The organism is Nostoc sp. MS1 (assembly GCF_019976755.1).
Taxonomy (GTDB): domain Bacteria; phylum Cyanobacteriota; class Cyanobacteriia; order Cyanobacteriales; family Nostocaceae; genus Trichormus.
The window spans coordinates 273,599-294,988 of sequence record NZ_AP023441.1 but is presented as its reverse complement, the minus strand read 5'-3'; the positions used below and the strand labels follow the sequence as shown (position 1 = coordinate 294,988).

Below are 21,390 nucleotides of genomic sequence, written 5' to 3'. Positions count from 1 at the left end.
TGGACTATAGACTATAGACTATGGACTAATAACTAATGACTTTTGTTACACTTGAATGTGCTTGCTATTTCAATGTTAGTAGGTATTGCTGGTTGCCGAAAGTGGGAAATATCCGGCATCTGCCCTTGTAGGAGAATTTGGCTTGATGTTGCTCTGCCTGCGAATTGAGAATTTTGCCCTAATTGATGAACTAGAACTGGATTTCGGCGCGGGACTGAATGTTTTAACGGGCGAAACCGGTGCGGGGAAATCGATTATTTTAGATGCGATTGATGCTGTGTTGGGTGGTAAAGTCTCTAGTCGGGTAATCCGCACTGGGACAGCAAGGGCAATGGTGGAAGGAACTTTCACTACAACACCCCCGTTAGCGGCTTGGTTAACAGAACAAGAAATAGATTTAATTGATGATCATTCTATAGTGATTAGTCGTGAAATTACAGCGGCTACAAGTAATATCCGTAGCCGATCGCGGGTGAATGGGGTGTTGGTTAATCGCCAAGTTATGGTAGGATTACGCGATCGCTTGGTGGAAATTACAGCCCAAGGTCAAACTGTACAAGTAGGGCAATCCGCCCAAGTGCGTGATTGGTTGGATTTGTACGCGGGTGATGCGTCGATGCAGCAGCGTCAAGCGATCGCCACAGCTTTTAGTGCATATCAGCAAGCGCATACAAATTTAGAAAAACGTCGGACTTCGGAACGAGAACGGCTGCAACAACTAGATTTATTAACTTATCAAGTCCAGGAATTATCTACAGCCAACCTCAGCGATCCCCAAGAATTGGAACAACTCCAACAAGAACGGGAACGCCTGAATCATGTGGTTGATCTACAACAGATGAGTTACAAAGTCTATCAAGCTTTGTATCAAAACGAAGATGATGCGCCCTCGGCATCAGATTTGTTGGGAGACAGTGAAGTCGCCTTAAATAACATGGTGGAATATGATTCTGGGCTGCAACCACTGTTAGATTTAATTAGGGACGCGCAAACAGCATTAACAGAAGTAGCAAGGCAAATTAATACTTATGGGGAAAGTTTAGAAGCTGATCCCCAGCGTTTAGAGGAAGTAGAAGAACGGATACAGGAGTTAAAACAAATTGGCCGCAAGTATGGGCCGAGTTTAACAGAAGCGATCGCCTATTACGAAAAAATTCAAGCCGAATTATCAGCCCTCAATGATAGTGAACAATCTATTGAAAATTTAGAACAGCAAGAAAAAGCTTGTTTTGATAAACTGACTCAAGCTTGTCATAAGTTAACCCAACTGCGTAAGAAAACAGCCGCTAATTTAGAATCGCGGTTAATAGCTGAACTCAAACCTTTAGCAATGGAAAAGGTACAGTTTCAAGTAGAAATTGTCCCAATAGCACCAACGGCAACGGGGGCAGATAAAATTACTTTTATGTTTAGCCCTAACCCTGGCGAACCATTGCAACCATTAACAGAAATTGCCTCTGGTGGGGAAATGAGCCGCTTTTTACTGGCGCTGAAATCTTGCTTTACCCAAGCCGATGCGGCGGGGACGTTGGTATTTGATGAAATTGATGTAGGAGTATCGGGAAGGGTAGCACAGGCGATCGCCGAAAAATTACAACAGTTAAGCAACCATCATCAGGTATTATGTGTTACTCACCAGCCTTTAGTTGCAGCGATGGCTGATAGGCATTTCCGTGTTGATAAGCAAATTATTACCCAAGGTAAAGGTAAAAAGTCTAACAATGGTAGTACAGAACAGCGTACTGTTGTCCGGGTGACTAGCTTAGATGACTTAACTAAGCGCCGGGAAGAACTAGCACAACTAGCTGGAGGGAAATCGGCAAGTGATGCGATCGCTTTTGCGGAATCCTTGTTACTACAAGCTGCTAATCATCGGCGTAGCCAGCAAAGTTAACGTTATCAGAAACTTGTTGTCTATATTTATCTAAACTCATGGAATTACAAGACATAGGATGAATTTGGATTAAATACTTCCAATCATTAACATTCTGATCGTCGAGTAGCATATTTGGTTTAGGTAAGAAAGCTGCAAATAGTTCTGATATACCAAGTTCTTCAGCAACCATTTTTGCATACTCTGCTCCACCGGAACTCCAGCAGTAAAGTACAGCATTTTGCTGCTTCAGTTCTTTGATATGGTTGATTGTTGATGGAATCCGAATACGTTTACCGCTAGATGTACGAACAAGAGTATCGTCTACATCAACATAAATAATAAATTGCTGCATAAATTTTTATTTATGATTAAATTTAAAAAAAATATTTATTATCAATTAGGCATAATATCGTCAAGTTTCAGTTGTAAATTTGGTAATAGATAAGAATGAATAGTATCTCCTAATCGATATTTTTGCTGTTCATATACACTGTTAACTAGATGACAAACAGTAAACGTTGGTTGTTTTGGATTGCCGATAAATTGCAAACCACCTAAACCCCGAAAGTCTACAATCCAATATTCAGGAATGTTTAAAAAAGCGTATTCTTCTACTTTTCTAGCGTAATCATCCTGCCAATTTGTACTTACAACTTCCGTAACAAGTTTGATGGTACTACCGTTACAAATCACAGGTTCCTTTTGCCAACGTGGTTCTTTACTCAGTTCTGCTTTATCTAAAACTATGACATCAGGACGTAATGCTGTAGCCTCAGCCGCAGGTGGTTTAATTAGACAAGTTTTAGGAACCAACCAGTTAAAATTTGCATTAAATATTTCGACATAGATTCTACCTGCAATACTACCAGCCACAGCTTCATGGGGGCCTGTAGGTTCCATGTCTCTTAATTCCCCATCAATTAGTTCATAACGAGTATTATCACCATATTGGGCGATAAATTCCTCAAAGGTGAGTATTTTAGGTGGTGTGTAGGTCATCTGAATATTTTAATGACTAAATAATTTTAACTTAGTAGAAAATAAAATTCTCTGTGCCTCCGTACCTCTGTGGTTTTAAATCTTACTCTGGGTATTTTAAGAGTAGTAAGGGAAGATGGATTATTGCGATGGGAAAGAATTTCAGACTGCTTCAACGCTTTTGTTTCTCTAGCCACAATTCATATTTGGATTAATCGGATTTTATTAGTGGGATAGATTCATCAAAGGTTATACGGTTATAAATATATCATTTATGGCTAGTAAGCTGATTTTTTGAAGGTCTTGATAACCATAAAATGATTAATAATTTAAGGAAAATTTTAGATATATTTGCATTAATCTAGAGTAATAACTTGTGCAATACAATCCTTAATAAATAATTCACGCTTTTGACATAACCCTGCAATAACTCTGTCAATTAAACGTGTGATGCTATAGCTCATGGTTGAAATACAACCCAACTCCAGTCTATCAGAAAGAGTTGAATAAGGCACAAGCCTTAGTTCAAAATGCTCTTTTTGTCTAAATGTAAATTGTCTGATATTTGAGAAGGAACAACGTTATGAATTGGAAAGTAATTGCATTAGCACCTGTTCTAGCTCTAGCTGCTGCTTTACCTGGTTACTCCATGACTAAGGATAAAAATCACGCGGCTAATACTGCTACTCACGCGGCTAATACTACTACCCACGTAGCGCAAGCTAGCCAAAAAACTCATACAATGAAAATAACTCGCTCATTACCTAAAGCCAGTATTAAACGCAAGTCTAATAATGTAGCCCAGCGCGAAAGCACTCTTAAAGTAGGTAGTAGAGGAGAGACAGTTAAAACTGCGCAAAATTCGTTAAAGCAAAAAGGATTTTATACCGCCAGCGTCAATGGTGTGTTTGATAATAAGACACGCGCAGCCGTAGTTAAATTTCAAAAGTCCAGAGGGTTGAAAGCAGACGGAATTATCGGCAATAGAACTTTAGCAGCGCTTAGATAAAGGGTTTTCTCCGTTATTGCTAACAAAAAACTGGTTTTCTTTAGTAAGAGTTAAGAAAACCAGTTTATAAGATGTTGCAATATCACTAGAAATTAACCGAAGCGTCCACTGATATATTCTTGTGCTTCTCTAGTGTTAGGAGAATTAAACATTTGTTCTGTCGGGCTAAATTCTACTAACTTCCCGCGACGTTTACCACCTGCATCTATTTCAGTATTGAAGAAGGCTGTCCAGTCTGCCACTCTGGAGGCTTGCTGCATATTATGCGTCACCATAATGATGGTGTATTGCTCTTTGAGTTCTAGGCAAAGTTCTTCGACTTGACGAGTAGAAATAGGGTCAAGTGCAGAGCATGGTTCATCCATTAATAATACATCTGGTTTCATGGCGATCGCTCTAGCTATGCAGAGTCGTTGTTGTTGTCCACCAGATAAAGCTGTACCTTTCTCTTTGAGTTTGTCTTTGACTTCATCCCAAATAGCGGCGCGTCTGAGAGAGTCTTCGACTAACTCATCAATATTGCCTTTATATCCATTTGCGCGGGGGCCGAAAGCAATATTTTCGTATATTGATTTAGGAAATGGATTTGGTCTTTGAAAAACCATTCCTACTTGACGACGTAATTTAACAGGGTTAATTTTGGGGTCGTAAATATTGCGATCGCGGTAATTTAACCTACCCTCTACCTTAGCCCCTGGAATCAAATCATTCATGCGGTTGAAGCAACGTAACAGGGTGCTTTTACCACATCCAGAAGGGCCAATAAAAGCCGCTATTTGTTTCTGGGGAATCTGCAAATACACATCTAGAAGTGCTAAAAATCCCCCATAATATACTTTCACACCTTCAACATTAAAGATTGTATTGTGTTGTTCTAGCGTGGCGCTATCTGATTGACTTCTACCGTTACTGCTATAGTGCATTTGCTAATCTCCTAGTATGTATAAATGCCTGATGAATTAAAAAATCTCATTAGCGAATAATGAAGCGTTGTCTAATATAAATGGCTACACCATTCAACACTAAAATCAAGAGTAACAACGCAATAATTGTGGCGGCGGCGGCGTTAGCAAATCCTGGTTCTGGACGAGTAATGTAGCTGTAGATTTGAATAGGTAACGCCATAAATCTCTGGAATAAACCAGGGTTGAAGGTGAGGAAACCTACAGCGCCGACAACAATGAGAGAAGCTGCATCACCAATAGCACGGGATATAGAAATAATTACCCCTGTGAGGATACCAGGAACAGCATAGGGTACGACATGGCTACTAATAGTTTTCCATTTGGTAGCACCTAACCCGTAGGAGGCATATCTGAGGGAGTTGGGAACGGCGCGAATTGCTTCTCTAGCTGTCACAATAATGACTGGTAAAGACAGCAAAGAGAGAGTCAAAGCGCCAGAAATTAAAGCTGGGCCAAAGCCAAGTAAGTAATTAAAAACCCCTAAACCTAGCAACCCATAAACAATAGAAGGTACTCCTGCGAGATTACTAATGTTAATCTCAATAATTGCTGTCCACCAATTTCTCGGTGCATACTCTTCTAAATACAAAGCTGCTCCCACACCAATGGGAACCGTTACCACAATCACCACAATTCCTAAGATAATGCTACTGATAATTGCAGGGCGTATACCACCTTCATCTGGAAAACGGGAAGGGGTTTCGGTTAAAAAACCAGGCGTTAAAAATCTGCCTAATCCGTCTCTGAGGATATCAAAAAGTAGTAATGCCAGGACGAATAAGCCAATCAATAAACCGAATAAAAAGAGTAGTTCAAATACTTTACCTAAGATTTCCCTTCTCTCAATATTATCAGTAAATTCCGCCGTTGAATCTAATTCATCATCACGTTGATAACTTGTAGCCATACTTAATTAGTCGTACTTTTCTTTAAAACGATTAGCAACCCAATAACTAAAAATATTTAAAGCTAGGGTAATTAAAAACAAAAGAGCGCCTACTGCATATAAAGTCTGAAAATTCAGACTTCCACGGGGACTATCTCCGCCGGAAATTTGAGCCATGTAGGCTGTCATTGTTTCTACAGATTCCGCGAAGTTAATAGTAATTCTTGGTTGTTGTCCCGCAGCAATAACAACAGTCATCGTCTCACCCACGGCGCGAGAAACACCCAGAATAATTGAAGCGATAATTCCCGAAAGTGCAGATGGAAGCACAACTCTAAAAATTGCTTCAAGTTTTGTAATACCTAAAGCATAAGCGCCTTCTCGTAAAGAACGGGGAACGGCTTGAATAGCATCTAAACTAATAGAACCAACAGTAGGAGTAATCATTACTCCCATCATTAATCCTGCACTTAAGGCGTTGAATAATTCTAGAGGAATTACATTTCGTAGCAATGGGGTGACGAACAGTAACGCGAAATAACCATAGACTACAGTTGGTATCCCGGCTAAAAGTTCTACTGCGGGACGTAAAATTGCTGCTACTTTGGGTTGAGCATATTCACTCAAATAAATTGCCGAAGATAAACCAAGAGGAATAGCAACAGCCATAGCGATCGCTGTTGTTAACAACGTACCATTAATTAAAGGCCAAACGCCAAAGTGTCTATCTGCAAACAGTGGTGTCCATTTAGTATCAAGGAAGAATTGGGCAAAGGAAACTTCTTGGAAAAATCCCCAAGTTTCCTTAAAGATAATCACTACAATGCCAAAAGTAGTCAGAACAGATACTAAAGCACAAGCAAATAAAATTACCCCAATAATCTTTTCTAAGATATCTTCCGAGGCATTTTTTTCTAGTGACTGTTCCCATGTTTGAGATGAACCGTCTCGATTGATATTCTGCATAAGAATGGTGATGAATCAAGCTTAAATTAGATAAAATTGGTGATTGGTTCCCCTGGTTTGGCTTTTTTAAACTTTGTTCCAGTTTCACCTTTAGCAAACTTCTGTTTTACTTTGAAATAGGCTTCATCTGGTAGCGCTACATAACCAACGCTATCTACCCATTTCCAAGAATTATCTAAGTAGAAATTTACAAACTCTTTGACTGCTGGCTTACTATCTAAAGACTTTTTACTGACATAGATAAATAAAGGACGAGACAAAGGCGTGTAAGTGTTTTTAATTACGTTATCCACTGGGACTGGTTTTTCACACTTGCCTTTAGGACTTTCTACCGCCACTAAATTGAGTTTGTCTTGGTTTTGGATGTAATAAGATATGCCCACATAACCCAAGGCGGTTGTATCACCTGCTACCCCTTGCACCAGTAGGTTTTGGTTATGACTGGGGGTATAATCTGTGCGCCCGTTCTTCGCTTTACCTGTCACAGCTTGAGTCATGTAATCGAATGTTCCTGTGTCAGAAGCAGGAGCATATAACTTAAGTTTTTGATTAGGAAACTTAGGATTAACTTGATTCCAAGTTAATATTTTCCCATCTGATTTAGCACTCCAAATTTTATCTAGCTCCTTAATAGTTAGACATTTAGCAAAGTTATTTTGACGGTTAGCAATAACTGCAATTCCATCTAAAGCTATGGGTAACTCTACAAATTCAATATTCTTACTTTTACATTTCTTTATTTCTTCATCTCTGATGGTACGAGAAGCACCAACGATATCAATTTCCCCATTACAAAATTTACTAATACCGCCACCAGTACCACTGGATGCAACACTCACTTGTGCTTCAGGTTTGACTTTACCGTACTCTTCTGCAACTGCTAGAGAAATCGGAAAACCAACAGCCGCTCCGTCAATACTTACCTGACTTCTTAATTCTTGTCCACTGCTACAAGCGTTTATACTACTGGTAATCAGCATTAAACTTGTGATGTAACAGCCATTAAATAGGCTACGAAAGCTCATAAGCTATACAAATTAATTAACTTAAATTCTGAGGCTAGTTGATAAAATGCAATGCTGAGAACTTTATCCTTTTTTAGCAGCTTGCACTTTATCAAAAATTGCGCCATTGTCGAAAAATTTCTGCTGAATCAAATCCCAACCACCTAAATCTTGAGATGTAAATAAGGTGTAAATTTTCGGATATTTTGCTGCGACTTCTTGGGTAACGGTGGGATTGACAGGACGATATTGTAATTTAGCAAATTCGCGCTGGGCTTCGGTTGAATACAAGAAATCAACGAATGCTTCTGCAACTTCTCTTGTACCATGCTTATCAACATTTTTATCAACTATGGCGACGGGGTTGTCGATAGAAATATTGACTTGTGGCACTGTATAAGGTAGCTTTAAGCCATTGTTTTCTGCTAAAACTACTTCATTTTCATAATTTATTAAAACATCACCCTGATTTTTTTTGAAGAATAAATCGCTGGCTTCGCGGGCATCTTTTGTAAGAATTGGCGTATTTTTATACACCTTAGTAATATAGTTTAAGGCTGCTTGTTCATCGCCACCTGTAAGAGTTACTGAACCCCACAAAGCGAGAAATTCCCAAATAGCAATACCAGAGGTTTTAGGGTTAGCTGCAATCAAGGTTACGCCATCTTTGGCTAAATCTTGCCAACTATTGATACCTTTAGGATTGCCTGCACGAGTAACGATCGCCGCAACTGATCTACTCACAATACCATTTCTGGGCGATTTGTTCTCCCAACCTGTTTTAATCAAACCAGTTTGCTTAATTCTGTTGACATCCAGAGGCAATGCTAAGTGTACTATATCTGCCTCTTGTGTACCTTTAATCACCTCTTCCGCTTGTGCGCCAGAACCCCCGTAACTCCGCTCAAAGGTGACGTTTTGATTGTGTTCTTGCTTCCACTTCTCAACAAATTTAGGTATTATCTGATCATGTGCAGCTTTAGTAACTGAAAAAGAAACAAGCTTCAGTCTCACATCTGATGTTCCAGCATATCTACTTTGTGAACAAGCTGCGATCGCTGTACTGAAAATAATCCCTACCAACCACAAACTTACAAAGCTGCGAACATTACGCGCCTTTATACAACTTGTAACTATGTATCGGGAACCCCGTATAGTCTGCCAAACTTTATCTACAATTAAGTATCCTAATTGCGCTAGATGTTGCGACTTGCTCATCAGCACTTACTCCTATATGTACGGTATCTTGGGCGAGATACCGTTGTTATAGTATTATAGGGATTATAGAAGAAAATCTATCGTAGGCTTTATTATTTGTTACTTAGTCAGCAAACTACTACAAGTAGTTGGTAAGAGGCAGAAGGAAAAAGGATTTCAGCCATTTTACCTTCTTTAACACATATTTATTCTTCCGTAGATTTAAATTGATATATATAGATATTGCTACCTATGGAGGGAAATTTACTGTACATAAAAACCCCTCCTAAAGTAGAAGGGGTATAGTATTATTTACGATGCTTAAAATTAATGTTTAATCGGTATTAGTCAATTAGCTCTGGACTAGGAACTTGCGTATCAATCTGTGCTTGAGACAGAGTAGGAAGCAACCAAGTACCTTCGCCAGCTTTGAAGACTTTAGCAGGTTGAACATTTAATTCAATTGCACCAGTAGTTGGATTAGTTCTGGCAATTGACTGTGTACCATCAACAAAATTCACAGCTATGGGTTCAGTTAACTCTTGCACTTCACCAGTAGGATTTAGAAGTACCCTAGTACCTGCGGGTAAGTAAATACCGTCACAATCCCAATCATCATCTGTAATTTGTCCTGCTGCTAAGAAGTAGAGTTGAGTTGGAGATTTCTTAGGTTTGTTAGCGTAGACACCTAAAGTTCTACCTGTTAGATTAGTGCATTGCGCCCGTTTTTTGGCTGTTTCCATGATGTACTTCTGGGACTGCAACTGTGATAGACGAGCTTGAAGTTCTTCTGGTGTATAGCCAGCTTGTTCTGGGTTATTTTGTACGGTTAAAAGTTGATTGAGTTCTTGAGTTACCTCAGCATAGTCAGTTCCTTTGGTGAAATCTTTACCAGCCCAAGATGGTTGAGCAATTGTGAGGTTTAAGATAAAGACGAGCGCGACAAGAAAGATTTTGATGAATGGCATATTTTTCTCCCTGGTTTGAGATTATTTATGATCAATTAAAGAAGATGATGGTTGCTTAATACTATTTAAAAGAGTACTAGAACAGAACTATTGCAATAGTAGAAAACTTTTTGATGGTTTTCACATAAGTCTTGATTTAGCGTAATGCTGAGTCTGGCATCTTAGGGAAATTCTCAAGTTTGTTAGGATTAACCCAGCGATTGACAAATTCATTATTGTTTTTGCGGACTTTGATTTGCACTTGCTTAGGGCTTAATTTGACCACTTCAGCCGGGATTTTCTGCACATCGTTAGAGTCGGGACGAGGTTTGTAAAGCCAAATAACTTTCTGACCGACTTCAAAGTTAGAGTTATGGACTAAAGCAACATTTGTTAATGCCCAAGATGGGCTAGTAACTACTAAGTTAATTAACAACATTAAAACTGCAAAAGAAAGAGGGAATATTTTCATATCTTTTTACAATTACAAACTTTGAGCCTTGAATTTAGAAGCTTGAATTATTTTGATTAGCCCCATTAAACATAAACAAGTAACTGTCAAAGCAATTGGACTGAGTGAGGCACTATCTAAGATGATAGACACACCTAAACCTATTAAGACAAAGGGAACGAAACTATTGCCATAACGAGTTAATAGATTGGCGATCGCATTTTGACAGGTTAGCTTATAAGTCACATAACACCAGACACCTACCAGCAACAAAAAGACTGTAATGATTACGAGCAATTCAGTAACAGCACTGTTAGCAAATAAGGGCATATAGATACCTATATTATCACTACCGTTAGCAACAGTAATAGCCGCCACACTATAAGCTTGAGGAGATACAAAACTAGCCAAAGTAGAAGAATGAGACAATTCTATTTCTGATTCTTCCTCAGATGATGAGTTAGGTTCTGAATTGAGCAAACGATTTAATCCTATCGTGATTGGTACTAAACCTAAAAACCCAATCCAATGAGATGGTAAGATTAAACCTCCTAATAAACCAACCATACTAGCCACTACTAAAGTGCAGAAACCTAAATATTGACCAATAATAATATGTCGGCTACGGAAAGTTGCATTCACCTGAGAAAATAATAGTGTGAGGATAACTAAATCATCTAGGTTAGTGGCGACAAAGGCTGTAACTCCGGTGGGAATCGCTGTAATAATTTCATTCATGTCTATCTGTTCTCAATGTCGGTACTATTCAAGTAGTGTCATTTTCTGTGTGTAATTGCTGAGGAATCCATGCAAGTGATTAATTGATGAAGGGTAGGAAATATAATTCAAACTTGTGGATTGCTTCTATCAAAACATTGTTTATTAAAGATATTTAAAAACTTACAGCCCATTCTTATTGACGAGTCAGCTTTTCTACAACTTTCGCACTGTCTTCAATGGGTTGTTCTACGGTAAAATTCCGATTCTGAGCAGCTTCTTTGGCAAATTTATTGTTTGTTTGCATTTGTAACCCTGGCAATAAAGAAACTTTTACTTCTTTACTACCTTTAGATGCAGGTACTAAGGTGACTTTAAGCTCATTAATAACTTGTTGTTGCTCTTTGATAATTTGAGTTAATTCGTTGAGCTTTTGAGAGTGCAATTCATCCAATTTTTGATGTAACAGTTCAATATTTTGACTAGCTCTGAGATTCACTTGGTGATCGATTTCGGCATTTCTGCGGTCAGTGTCAGACTGGCGATTTTGGCTCATTAATACGATGGGCGCTGTATAGGCTGAAGCAAAGGAAAACACTAGGTTAAGCATAATGAAGGGTGAATCATCCCAATGGGGAACTCCTGGCGCTAAGTTCATTCCTACCCATCCAGCTAGGATAGTGCTTTGGCAAATTAGAAATTTCCAAGAACCTACTTGGTTGGCTAATTTGTCAGCTAGTTTCTGTCCTTGTGTTAATTCCTCTGCGGCGTTATTTGATGAAGTTTTTTCTTTGGTATTCATGTTGCACCTGGTTGGGTAAATCTGCTCACGTTTGACTTCATGAGTTCAATTTACGCCTAACTACCGATAGGAGCAAATATTGTTTGTTTTTAAAATGATAAAGAAAAGTGATTGAAGAGGTGTTTTAAACGCAGCGAAAAGTTCTGTAGGAGGGTTTCCCTCTCTTACGAGACGCTTACGCGAACCGTAGGAAACTTTTCAAGACAGAGGTATGGGAGGTTAGCGCGGAGGAGCGCGGAGTTTTTTATGTGAGGTCGGTAAAATGTCAGGATTGTTGAGTACCCTAGAGAAGTTGTGAACGTCTACTATGGGACGAGCATATCGCTGAACAATTTATGATTGAAGTTGAACATCTGAGTAAAACCTATGGTTCCACCCCAGCAATTACTGATGTGACTTTTAGCGTCGAACCTGGGGAGATTTTAGGGTTTTTGGGGCCGAATGGCGCAGGAAAAACTACAACGATGCGCATTTTGGCGGGTTATTTACCGGCAAGTAGTGGCACGGCTAAAATTGCTGGGTTTGATGTGCATGAAAATTCTTTGGCGGTGCGTCAGCGTATTGGTTATTTACCGGAAACGCCGCCGCTATATCCCGATATGACGGTGGAGGGGTTTCTGCATTTTGTGGCGCGAATTAAGGGTGTTTCAGCAGGCGATCGCACTTCCAAAGTAGACGCAGCCATCAATCGTTGTAACTTAGAAGATAGGCGCAAAGTCATTATCCGCAAGTTATCTAAAGGATATCGTCAAAGGGTGGGTATTGCTCAGGCGATCGTTCATGATCCCCCAGCGATTATTTTAGATGAACCTACGGTCGGGCTTGATCCCAGACAAATCATCGATGTACGGAATTTAATTAAAAGTCTAGCGGGAACCCACACAATCATCCTGTCTACCCACATTCTGCCAGAGGTGAGTATGACCTGTAGCCGGGTTGCTATTATCAATCGCGGTAAGGTGGTAGCCAAGAATACACCCGAAAAATTGATGACTCAGTTGACAGGCGGCTCTGGTTATGAGTTGGAAATCGAGGGAGAAGCACCCCTAGCCAAGCAGGTATTGCAAAAAGTCCCTGGAGTGAGTTTGGTAGAATCTATTCCTGGTGATCATCTCCCCAAAGACAACCGTGCATATCTGCGGGTAATTTCCCAGCCGGGAACCGAACCAGGAAAGGAAATTGCCACCAGTTTAATTAGTTCTGGGTTTGGTTTGCATGAAATGCGTCGTGTCAGCGCTAGTCTAGAAGATGTCTTCTTGCAACTAACCACAGAAGAGAAGAATTTAGCTACCGTTGACGAATCAGCCCAGGAAGAAGGAGAAGCAGCGTAAATGGGTATAGTGCTGAGTAATATTATTGCCATTTATCGCCGAGAGTTACAGAGTTATTTTGTCTCACCTTTAGCTTATGCGATCGCCTCTGTATTTTGGTTCATCGGTGGGTTATTTTTGGTGATGATTCTACTAGGGCCAAATGGCATTTTAGTATACGTAGCCTCTTTAGATGTACAAGGACAACAACTAGGAGTCCCAGTTCCACCAATTGATGTCCCGGCTGAATTTATCCAAGCATTTTTAGACCGGATGGGCTGGCTACTATTATTTATCCTGCCAGTTTTATCGATGGGGTTATACGCCGAAGAACGCAAGCGCGGCACATTGGAACTTTTAGCCACCTCACCCGTCACCAATTGGGCTGTAGCTGTGGGTAAATTATTAGGAGTGCTGACATTTTTTATTACTCTAGTTTTACCATTGCTTTTATTTGAAGCGATCGCTATTAGTAGTTCCAACCCACCAATGCCAGCTACAATACCCATACTTGGTCACGTAGGATTAATCCTACTAGCGGCATCAATTTTATCTTTGGGAATGTTTATTTCTTCCCTCACAGACAGCACCATCTTATCTGCCGTTCTCACATTTGCTTTAATTTTATTACTGTTATTTGTTGATGTAATTGCTAAAAGTATCGGCGGCCCCATAGGTAATGCCCTTGGGCATTTGTCCCTACTCCAACATTACAATACATTCATTCAAGGCATCTTCGATACCAGCGCCTTAATATTATTTGCCAGTTACATATTTTTAGGTATCTTCCTCACCGCCCAATCAATTGATGCACTCAGATTTCAGCGTAATTAGTCAATAGTCCATAGTCAATAGTCCAAAGATTGGTGACTGTTGACTGTTGACTGTTGACCGTTGACTATTGATTCTAAATATGAAAACCATTCAACAAAACAAACTTTGGCAATATTTATTTTGGTTAGGCCCTTTTTTGATTGTCGCGGGTTTAACATCGGGGTTAGTTTCTGAAACTTGGGGAACGCTAACTCTAGGATTACTGATTGTAGGAATTGTGATTATTGGGTTGTGGTTAGTATGGCAAAGCCAGCGTAGTCAATGGTGGAATCGGCGTTCTACCCAAGCTGGTACTAACGCTTTAGTGGCGACTGTGGCAGTTTTGGTGATTTTAGGACTGATAAACTTTTTAGGAAGTCGTTACCAATTACGCGCAGATTTAACAGAGGGTCAGTTATTTACCCTTTCGCCACAATCACAACAATTGGTACAAAATCTCAAACAACCTGTGAAAGTTTGGGTGTTTGACATTACACAAAATCCCCAAGACCAACAACTATTAGAAAACTATCGCCGCAAAGGTAATAACTTTCAGTTTGAGTTCGTTAACCCACAAAATAAACCAGGGTTAGCAGAAAGATTTGGTGTAAAAAATTATGGTGATGTTTATCTAGAATCTGGTAATAAACGGCGATTAGTACAAACACTAAATGTTAATGAACGTTTATCAGAAATTAGAATAACCAATGGCTTACAACAAATTATTAGCGATCGCACTGCCAAAGTCTACTTCCTCCAGGGTCACGGCGAACACCCTATTACTGAAGGTGAAGGTGCAATTTCCCAAGCAGTCCAAGCATTAACCGATAAAAATTATAATTCCTCACCTTTAAACTTAGTAGAAAATCCCAAAGTGCCTGATGATGCTGATGTTGTGATTGTCGCTGGCCCGAAACGCGGATTATTTGATAATGAAGTCAAAGCATTACAAGAATATCTCAATCGTGGTGGTAACGCCCTACTCATGATTGACCCCAGCACTAACCCCAACCTCAACAGCCTATTGCAAGAATGGGGAGTGCGCTTAGATGATCGTTTAGCTGTTGATGTCTCTGGAACCGGCGCACAACTCGGCCCGGCTACACCTATAGTGACAGATTACGGACAACATCCCATTACAAAAGAGTTTGGTAAGGGTATTTCCTTTTATCAATTAGCTAGACCTCTAGAAATTACCCCGGTAGCTGGCGTAGAGTCTACTCCCCTACTAAAAACCAAACCCTACCCCGATAGTTGGGCGGAAAGCGACCTAAAAGACGAAAATTTGCAATTTAACGCCGACAAAGACCTGAAAGGGCCTTTAACCTTGGGTGTAGCTTTAACTAGAAAGCTACCAGCCCCATCTACCACAACTCCTCAAGCTTCACCCACCCCATCGCCAACCACCCAAAGTCAAGCTAGTCCCACTGCTTCACCCACACCATCACCAATAACTAGAGGTGAAACTAGACCAGCTATACCCACAGCATCACCAACAACACCAGCTAGTCCTACACCCACAACATCACCGACAACACCAACTAGCCCTACACCCACCGCATCACTAACAACACCACCTACTCCCAGTGCTACGGTAACTCCCCCAACTGAACCCAAACCCACAAAAATAGCCACCGAATCACGTTTAGTAGTGATAGGAAACTCAGATTTTGTCACTAACAATATATTTCAACAACAATTAAACGGGGATGTCTTTCTTAACTCAATCACTTGGCTAAGTCAGCAGGATCAACAACCCCTCTCAATTCGTCCTAAAGAACCAAAAAACAGACGATTAAATCTATCTACCTCACAAGCCACTCTTCTAACATTATCCTCGCTGTTTGCTTTACCTCTGCTGGGTTTAGTCGTCGCAGCCGCTATTTGGTGGAAGCGGAGGTGAGAGAAGAGGAGATGAGGGAGATGGGGGAGAAAGAGGAAAATTAAATCCTTTACCCTTTCTGTGGACTATGGACTATGGACTATAGACTATTGACCAATGACTAAAAAAACTTTAATTTTGCTACTGTTAGCACTGGGGTTGGGTGGGTTTGTTTATTTCCATGAGATTCGCGGTGCGACACAAAGAGAAGAGGCTAGGGAAAATCAGCAACAAATCTTCTCTTTTACACAAGATGATGTGCAGGCTATCACTGTCAAAACTGCAAAGTTGACGGTGAGTTTGGAACGAAACACCCAAGCTGATAACCCTAAGTGGTTACTCAAGTCGCCTGTGTCAGAACCTGCAAACGACGCTATAGTTAGTTATTTAATGGATTTATTGGTGAAGGGGAAAAGCGATCGCACTCTCACAACCCCAACAAATCAAATAGCAGAATTTGGTTTAGACCAACCCCAAGCAAATATTAGCATTAACTTAAAAAATAAAAAAACCCATCAGTTGATTTTAGGTAAGCCTGATTTTAATAATCAGTTTGTTTATGCTCAAGCTGACCCGAATACTCAACCAAACGGTAATGTAAATGTACTTCTGGTATCTCCAGATTTTCAAAACGCTGTAAATCGAGAATTATCAGAGTGGAAACAACCTCTATCTACACCTAATTTACCTTAAATTAATATGAATATTTATGACAATAAACCTAAGTTATTACTTAATTCTAAAGCTTTCTCAAAAGTAATACCTTGTTTAGTAGCGATATATAAAAGTGCGATAACTGATGAACGGATCGAGTTATCGCAATGAATGAGAATAGGTTTAGGCAGTTCGTTAATTACTTGTAAAACTTGTAGTGTGGTTTGATGATTAATTTCCTCAAATTTTATAGGTAAATTAATATAGCGTAAGCCTAGAAACTCTAGCTTAGATTTTTCATTATCCAACAGTTCTTCTTCTTCAGGCGATCGCAGGTTCAGCACTGATTTATAACCATCTTCAGTGATTTGTTGGATCTGGTCTGGAGTAATTTGTCCTGCGATCGCTAACTCATGATTAATTTTTCTGACAGTATCCATTGTCATCACCTTATTAATAGTGAGTTATTAACTTTACAGACAACTCAAATATTATTCACCAGCGAATTAGTGCTTAAGAGAAATACTACATAGTTTTCAGATTTGGTAGGCAATACTACCTTACAAATTCCCCGGTTTCCTGTGATGAAAAGTATTTGGGTCTGGATAGTTTTTATCAAGAAGCCAGCATTTCTCTAATAGTGCTACAGAATCATAAGCCCAGCATTTTTCCAGTTTTTGACGGATTTGGTAATTATGAAAAAATCTAATCGGGTTTAAAACTGTTGTAGATGCCCATAAAGGTTGATTTAAAAACTGACAAAGCAAAAGAAACTGTTTCATTAATTTATTTTTTGTGAGAAATTAAAATAAATCTGTGTAACCGCTATCAAATACCAAATTAATTTCATATCCGCTTAAACACTTATCATATAGTGGGGTTTGGTAATGGGTAATTGTTTTCTCCCATTACCTATTACCGACCAAAGTAACCATATCGTAAGTAATTAGCCGGAATTGATATTGGCTTGTCTACAGTAATAATTTATGGTGGAAATTTGAGGAAGTTGTGAGGAACTGAATTTAATTTGGCAAAAATTATTTAGCTGTAGGTAACTCAGTAGTTATATTTCTTTACCACAGTCCGATTCTCCCCCTGTTTCTTGGCTGCATAGGGTGCTTAGTCTAACTTTTTACAATGTTCACATCATTAGTAAAAATCAGGGTTTGAAGTCGATATTTATTACTTGGGTATACATAAGTTACTTCTGTGCTGGGGAAAACGACGCGATCGCCTTCACAAGTTCCTCAAGTTTTAGGCTTAACTTCAGGATAGAAACTACTCTTGGATGACCGATTTCTCAACTTTCACAGGCCCTGAAGATGAAAAACAGAACCTTTGCAACTATAGATGGTAATGAGGCTGTTGCCCAAGTTGTCTATCAAATTAATGAAGTTATTGCCATTTATCCAATAACTCCCTCCTCACCGATGGCAGAATGGGCTGATGCTTGGGCTAGTGAAGGGAAATCAAATATTTGGGGTACTGTACCGACAGTGGTACAAATGCAGAGTGAAGGTGGCGTTGCTGGTGCAGTACACGGGGCTTTACAAACTGGCTCATTAACAACTACCTTTACCGCATCTCAGGGATTATTACTCATGATCCCCAATATGTACAAAATTGCCGGGGAACTTACACCTACAGTATTTCATATTGCAGCGCGATCGCTTGCCGCCCAAGCCCTATCTATTTTCGGCGACCACAGTGATGTGATGGCTACCCGTGGTACTGGCTTTGCTATGTTGTGTGCAGCTTCAGTTCAGGAAGCCCATGATTTCGCCCTCATTTCTACAAGAACTACATTAAAATCACGTATACCTTTCTTACATTTCTTTGATGGTTTTCGTACATCCCACGAGATTAATACAATCGAATTATTAACAACAGAAAATTTACAAAAATTTATTCCCAATGAATTAGTAATTGCTCATCGTTCCCGCGCTTTAACGCCTGATAAACCAGTTATACGTGGTACATCACAAAACCCTGATGTTTACTTTCAAGCAAGGGAAACTGTTAACCCATATTACCTTGCTTGTCCAGATATTACACAGAAAATTATGGATGAGTTTGCCCAAATTACAGGGCGACAATATCAACTATTTGAATATTATGGCGACCCAACAGCAGAAAGAGTGATTGTCCTCATGGGTTCCGGTTGTGAAACCGTCCATGAAACGGTAGATTATCTCAACAGTTTGGGGGAAAAAGTTGGTGTGGTCAAAGTAAGATTATATCGACCATTTGATAACCAGAGATTTATCACAGCTTTACCTAAAACAACTTGTAGCATTGCCGTATTAGACCGTACAAAAGAACCAGGTGCATCGGGTAAACCTTTGTATATGGATGTGGTGACGGCTTTGTCTGAAGCAGAGGAGAAGTTACCAAAAGTAATTGGCGGTCGCTATGGTTTGTCTTCTAAAGAGTTTACGCCGGGGATGGTGAAGGCTGTATTTGATAATTTGGCAGCTACTACACCTAAAAATCATTTCACCATTGGGATTAATGATGATGTTAGTCATACGAGTTTAGATTATGACCCCAACTTTAACATTGAACCAGACAATATAGTTAGAGCAATATTTTATGGTTTAGGTGCTGATGGCACAGTGGGAGCAAATAAAAACTCTATCAAAATTATTGGTGAGGAAACTAATAATTACGCTCAAGGTTACTTTGTTTACGACTCGAAAAAATCCGGTTCGGTGACGGTTTCTCACCTGCGCTTCGGGCCTCAACCTATCCATTCTACTTATTTAATTAACAAAGCTAACTTTGTCGCTTGTCATCAATGGGAATTTCTAGAAAAGTTTCCCATTCTCAAAGATATTGAACCAGGAGGGACTCTGTTATTAAATTGTCCCTATGAGCAAGATGAGGTTTGGGAACATTTACCAAGTACAGTCCAGGCACAAATTCAAGAAAAGCAACTCAAAGTTTATGTAATTAACGCTTATAAGGTTGCCCGTGAAGCAGGAATGGCTGGACGAATTAACACAGTGATGCAAGTATGTTTCTTTGCAGTATCTAATGTATTACCGAAAGAAGAAGCCATCACCGAGATTAAAAACTCCATCCGTAAAACTTACGGCAAAAAAGGCGAACAAATCGTCCAAATGAATATCAAGGCTGTTGATACCACTTTGGATAACTTGTATCAGTTAGAGGCAGAAGCTAGGAGGCAGGAGTTTGTAATTTCTCCCTCATCTCTCTCCACTTCCTCATCTTCCCCACTCCCCGATTTCCTCAGTAAAATCATCGCCCGTGCTGGGGATGAGTTACCTGTGAGTGCATTACCTGACGATGGCACATATCCCACAGGAACAGCGAAGTGGGAGAAACGCAACATTGCCCAAGAAATTCCAGTTTGGGATACGGATGTCTGCATTCAATGTGGTAAGTGTGTGATGGTGTGTCCTCATAGTGTGATTCGTAGTAAGGTTTATGAACCACAAGAACTAGAGAATGCACCTGCTACTTTTAAAAGTACCAATGCTAAAGACCATGATTGGCAGGGGTTGAAATTCACTATCCAGGTAGCCGCAGAAGATTGTACAGGTTGTGGTATCTGCGTTGATGTCTGCCCAGCAAAGAATAAATCTGAACCGCGCAACAAAGCGATTAATATGCAGCCGCAGTTGCCATTGCGTGCAGCAGAACGGGAAAATTGGGATTTCTTCTTGAGTATTCCCAACCCTGATAGACGGGAACTGAAGCTGACACATATTAATCAGCAACAGATGCAGGAACCGTTATTTGAATTTTCTGGCGCTTGTGCGGGTTGTGGAGAGACACCTTATATAAAATTAGCAACACAATTGTTTGGCGATCGCATGATTGTGGCTAACGCCACTGGTTGTTCTTCCATCTACGGCGGAAATTTACCCACCACACCTTGGACAAAGAACGCCGAAGGACGCGGCCCGGCATGGTCTAATAGTTTATTTGAGGATAATGCCGAATTTGGTTTAGGTTTCCGCATATCTTTAGATAAACAGGCACAATTTGCCGCCGAACTCCTCCAAACACTGACGACTGAGGTAGGTCAGGAATTAGTTGATGATATCCTGAATAATACCCAGAAAGATGAAGCAGAAATTTGGGAACAACGCGATCGCATTTCCTTACTCAAGCAGAAGTTATATACAATATCTAACCCTCAAGCCGAATTACTCCTCAGCTTGGCTGACTCTCTAGTGAAAAAGAGCGTCTGGATAATTGGTGGTGACGGTTGGGCTTATGATATCGGCTATGGCGGACTAGATCACGTCCTAGCCAGTGGACGCAACATCAATGTTCTCGTCCTTGATACTGAAGTATATTCCAATACTGGCGGGCAAATGTCCAAAGCCACACCCAAGGGCGCTGTAGCTAAATTTGCGGCTGGCGGTAAAGCGGCGGCGAAAAAAGACCTGGGTTTGATAGCGATGACCTACGGTAATATTTACGTTGCTAGTGTGGCAATGGGTGCAAGGGATGAACACACCCTCAAAGCCTTTTTAGAAGCAGAAGCTTATCCTGGGCCTTCGTTAATTATTGCTTACAGCCATTGCATTGCTCACGGTATTAACATGAGTACAGCAATGCAGAATCAAAAAGCTGCGGTTGAGTCTGGAAGATGGTTGTTGTATCGGTATAATCCCGACTTAGTTAAACAAGGTAAAAATCCCTTGCAACTTGACTCTCGTACACCGAGGCTTCCCCTGGAAGAGTCTATGTATTTGGAAAACCGCTTCAAGATGTTAACCAAAATTAACCCAGAGGTAGCCAAACAATTGCTGAAAGAAGCGCAAACAGATGTAAATCTGCGGTGGCAAATGTATCAATATTTGGCGGCGAGAACATTGGAAATATCTAAATAGGGAATAGATGACAACTGAAAAGTCTTATTCTATCTGACTTTCTTAAATTACGAATTACCTATTAC

Annotated in this window: 19 protein-coding genes; 7 read left to right on the top strand and 12 right to left on the bottom strand. The window is 40.1% G+C overall.

Going from position 1 to position 21,390, the window contains the following annotated elements; all coding sequences use genetic code 11:
* The first annotated feature begins 145 nt into the window (after positions 1–145).
* Positions 146–1,894 (top strand): DNA repair protein RecN, encoded by a 1,749-nt coding sequence (gene recN, locus NSMS1_RS01260; RefSeq protein WP_224095415.1) that lies wholly within the window; start codon positions 146–148, stop codon positions 1,892–1,894.
* On the opposite strand, the gene NSMS1_RS01255 is transcribed toward recN, so the two are convergent.
* Both NSMS1_RS01255 and NSMS1_RS01250 read right to left on the bottom strand, forming a co-directional pair.
* A complete protein-coding gene (locus tag NSMS1_RS01255) occupies positions 1,866–2,228 on the bottom strand; it encodes a DUF705 domain-containing protein (RefSeq protein WP_224090282.1) in 363 nt (120 codons plus the stop codon). The genes recN and NSMS1_RS01255 overlap by 29 nt on opposite strands.
* Positions 2,229–2,269: 41 nt before the next feature.
* Complete coding sequence (locus NSMS1_RS01250) at positions 2,270–2,875, bottom strand: Uma2 family endonuclease (RefSeq protein WP_224090280.1); 606 nt, start codon at positions 2,873–2,875, stop codon at positions 2,270–2,272.
* Between the two features lie 562 nt (positions 2,876–3,437).
* On the opposite strand from NSMS1_RS01250, the gene NSMS1_RS01245 reads away from it, so the two are divergent.
* The gene (locus NSMS1_RS01245) at positions 3,438–3,863 is read left to right on the top strand and encodes a peptidoglycan-binding domain-containing protein (protein WP_224090278.1); all 426 of its coding nucleotides are present in this window, start codon (positions 3,438–3,440) and stop codon (positions 3,861–3,863) included.
* A 92-nt stretch (positions 3,864–3,955) separates the two neighbouring features.
* Here NSMS1_RS01245 and pstB read toward each other — a convergent pair whose 3' ends face one another.
* The 9 genes from pstB to NSMS1_RS01200 all read right to left on the bottom strand — a co-directional run bounded on the left by pstB (position 3,956) and on the right by NSMS1_RS01200 (position 11,798).
* Positions 3,956–4,786 carry a phosphate ABC transporter ATP-binding protein PstB gene (gene pstB / locus NSMS1_RS01240; protein ID WP_224090276.1) on the bottom strand — a complete coding sequence of 277 codons (831 nt, stop codon included), beginning with the start codon at positions 4,784–4,786 and terminating at the stop codon, positions 3,956–3,958.
* Between the two features lie 49 nt (positions 4,787–4,835).
* The gene (gene pstA, locus NSMS1_RS01235; RefSeq protein WP_224090275.1) at positions 4,836–5,735 is read right to left on the bottom strand and encodes a phosphate ABC transporter permease PstA; all 900 of its coding nucleotides are present in this window, start codon (positions 5,733–5,735) and stop codon (positions 4,836–4,838) included.
* Between the two features lie 6 nt (positions 5,736–5,741).
* On the bottom strand, positions 5,742–6,680 hold the full coding sequence (gene pstC, locus NSMS1_RS01230) for a phosphate ABC transporter permease subunit PstC (protein WP_224090274.1): 939 nt from the start codon (positions 6,678–6,680) through the stop codon (positions 5,742–5,744).
* 26 nt (positions 6,681–6,706) lie between these two features.
* A complete protein-coding gene (locus tag NSMS1_RS01225) occupies positions 6,707–7,705 on the bottom strand; it encodes a PstS family phosphate ABC transporter substrate-binding protein (RefSeq protein ID WP_224090273.1) in 999 nt (332 codons plus the stop codon).
* Positions 7,706–7,768: 63 nt separating this feature from the next.
* A complete protein-coding gene (locus NSMS1_RS01220; RefSeq protein WP_224090272.1) occupies positions 7,769–8,902 on the bottom strand; it encodes a sulfate ABC transporter substrate-binding protein in 1,134 nt (377 codons plus the stop codon).
* Positions 8,903–9,225: 323 nt separating this feature from the next.
* Positions 9,226–9,849: a hypothetical protein gene (locus NSMS1_RS01215; RefSeq protein WP_224090271.1), complete on the bottom strand. Its 624-nt coding sequence runs from the start codon at positions 9,847–9,849 to the stop codon at positions 9,226–9,228.
* Positions 9,850–9,985: 136 nt separating this feature from the next.
* Positions 9,986–10,300 carry a hypothetical protein gene (locus NSMS1_RS01210; RefSeq protein WP_224090270.1) on the bottom strand — a complete coding sequence of 105 codons (315 nt, stop codon included), beginning with the start codon at positions 10,298–10,300 and terminating at the stop codon, positions 9,986–9,988.
* A gap of 12 nt (positions 10,301–10,312) precedes the next feature.
* Positions 10,313–11,017, bottom strand: a complete 705-nt coding sequence (locus NSMS1_RS01205; RefSeq protein WP_224090269.1) for a cadmium resistance transporter — start codon at positions 11,015–11,017, stop codon at positions 10,313–10,315.
* Between the two features lie 175 nt (positions 11,018–11,192).
* Complete coding sequence (locus NSMS1_RS01200) at positions 11,193–11,798, bottom strand: DUF1003 domain-containing protein (RefSeq protein WP_224090267.1); 606 nt, start codon at positions 11,796–11,798, stop codon at positions 11,193–11,195.
* A gap of 335 nt (positions 11,799–12,133) precedes the next feature.
* Here NSMS1_RS01200 and NSMS1_RS01195 point away from each other — a divergent pair, with 335 nt between their 5' ends.
* The 4 genes from NSMS1_RS01195 (at position 12,134) to NSMS1_RS01180 (ending at position 16,496) form a co-directional block, all read left to right on the top strand.
* The gene (locus NSMS1_RS01195; protein ID WP_224090265.1) at positions 12,134–13,129 is read left to right on the top strand and encodes an ABC transporter ATP-binding protein; all 996 of its coding nucleotides are present in this window, start codon (positions 12,134–12,136) and stop codon (positions 13,127–13,129) included.
* A complete protein-coding gene (locus NSMS1_RS01190; protein WP_224090263.1) occupies positions 13,130–13,942 on the top strand; it encodes an ABC transporter permease in 813 nt (270 codons plus the stop codon). It begins immediately after the preceding gene.
* Positions 13,943–14,021: 79 nt separating this feature from the next.
* Positions 14,022–15,824, top strand: a complete 1,803-nt coding sequence (locus NSMS1_RS01185) for a GldG family protein (RefSeq protein WP_224090262.1) — start codon at positions 14,022–14,024, stop codon at positions 15,822–15,824.
* A gap of 96 nt (positions 15,825–15,920) precedes the next feature.
* A complete protein-coding gene (locus NSMS1_RS01180) occupies positions 15,921–16,496 on the top strand; it encodes a DUF4340 domain-containing protein (RefSeq protein WP_224090261.1) in 576 nt (191 codons plus the stop codon).
* A 14-nt stretch (positions 16,497–16,510) separates the two neighbouring features.
* On the opposite strand, the gene NSMS1_RS01175 is transcribed toward NSMS1_RS01180, so the two are convergent.
* Positions 16,511–16,897 (bottom strand): beta-lactamase hydrolase domain-containing protein, encoded by a 387-nt coding sequence (locus tag NSMS1_RS01175; RefSeq protein WP_224090259.1) that lies wholly within the window; start codon positions 16,895–16,897, stop codon positions 16,511–16,513.
* 882 nt (positions 16,898–17,779) lie between these two features.
* On the opposite strand from NSMS1_RS01175, the gene nifJ reads away from it, so the two are divergent.
* Positions 17,780–21,325, top strand: a complete 3,546-nt coding sequence (nifJ, locus tag NSMS1_RS01170) for a pyruvate:ferredoxin (flavodoxin) oxidoreductase (protein WP_224090257.1) — start codon at positions 17,780–17,782, stop codon at positions 21,323–21,325.
* Positions 21,326–21,390: the final 65 nt, after the last annotated feature.

Excerpts from the sequence above, each read along its gene's own strand:
- nifJ (WP_224090257.1), top strand. The coding sequence starts at position 17,780 with ATGAAAAACAGAACCTTTGCAACTATAGATGGTAATGAGGCTGTTGCC.
- NSMS1_RS01200 (WP_224090267.1), bottom strand. The coding sequence starts at position 11,798 with ATGAATACCAAAGAAAAAACTTCATCAAATAACGCCGCAGAGGAATTA.
- NSMS1_RS01205 (WP_224090269.1), bottom strand. The coding sequence starts at position 11,017 with ATGAATGAAATTATTACAGCGATTCCCACCGGAGTTACAGCCTTTGTC.
- pstC (WP_224090274.1), bottom strand. The coding sequence starts at position 6,680 with ATGCAGAATATCAATCGAGACGGTTCATCTCAAACATGGGAACAGTCA.
- NSMS1_RS01180 (WP_224090261.1), top strand. The coding sequence starts at position 15,921 with ATGACTAAAAAAACTTTAATTTTGCTACTGTTAGCACTGGGGTTGGGT.
- NSMS1_RS01195 (WP_224090265.1), top strand. The coding sequence starts at position 12,134 with ATGATTGAAGTTGAACATCTGAGTAAAACCTATGGTTCCACCCCAGCA.
- recN (WP_224095415.1), top strand. The coding sequence starts at position 146 with ATGTTGCTCTGCCTGCGAATTGAGAATTTTGCCCTAATTGATGAACTA.
- NSMS1_RS01175 (WP_224090259.1), bottom strand. The coding sequence starts at position 16,897 with ATGGATACTGTCAGAAAAATTAATCATGAGTTAGCGATCGCAGGACAA.
- pstA (WP_224090275.1), bottom strand. The coding sequence starts at position 5,735 with ATGGCTACAAGTTATCAACGTGATGATGAATTAGATTCAACGGCGGAA.
- NSMS1_RS01220 (WP_224090272.1), bottom strand. The coding sequence starts at position 8,902 with ATGAGCAAGTCGCAACATCTAGCGCAATTAGGATACTTAATTGTAGAT.
- NSMS1_RS01185 (WP_224090262.1), top strand. The coding sequence starts at position 14,022 with ATGAAAACCATTCAACAAAACAAACTTTGGCAATATTTATTTTGGTTA.
- NSMS1_RS01190 (WP_224090263.1), top strand. The coding sequence starts at position 13,130 with ATGGGTATAGTGCTGAGTAATATTATTGCCATTTATCGCCGAGAGTTA.
- NSMS1_RS01215 (WP_224090271.1), bottom strand. The coding sequence starts at position 9,849 with ATGCCATTCATCAAAATCTTTCTTGTCGCGCTCGTCTTTATCTTAAAC.
- NSMS1_RS01255 (WP_224090282.1), bottom strand. The coding sequence starts at position 2,228 with ATGCAGCAATTTATTATTTATGTTGATGTAGACGATACTCTTGTTCGT.
- NSMS1_RS01245 (WP_224090278.1), top strand. The coding sequence starts at position 3,438 with ATGAATTGGAAAGTAATTGCATTAGCACCTGTTCTAGCTCTAGCTGCT.
- pstB (WP_224090276.1), bottom strand. The coding sequence starts at position 4,786 with ATGCACTATAGCAGTAACGGTAGAAGTCAATCAGATAGCGCCACGCTA.
- NSMS1_RS01225 (WP_224090273.1), bottom strand. The coding sequence starts at position 7,705 with ATGAGCTTTCGTAGCCTATTTAATGGCTGTTACATCACAAGTTTAATG.
- NSMS1_RS01210 (WP_224090270.1), bottom strand. The coding sequence starts at position 10,300 with ATGAAAATATTCCCTCTTTCTTTTGCAGTTTTAATGTTGTTAATTAAC.
- NSMS1_RS01250 (WP_224090280.1), bottom strand. The coding sequence starts at position 2,875 with ATGACCTACACACCACCTAAAATACTCACCTTTGAGGAATTTATCGCC.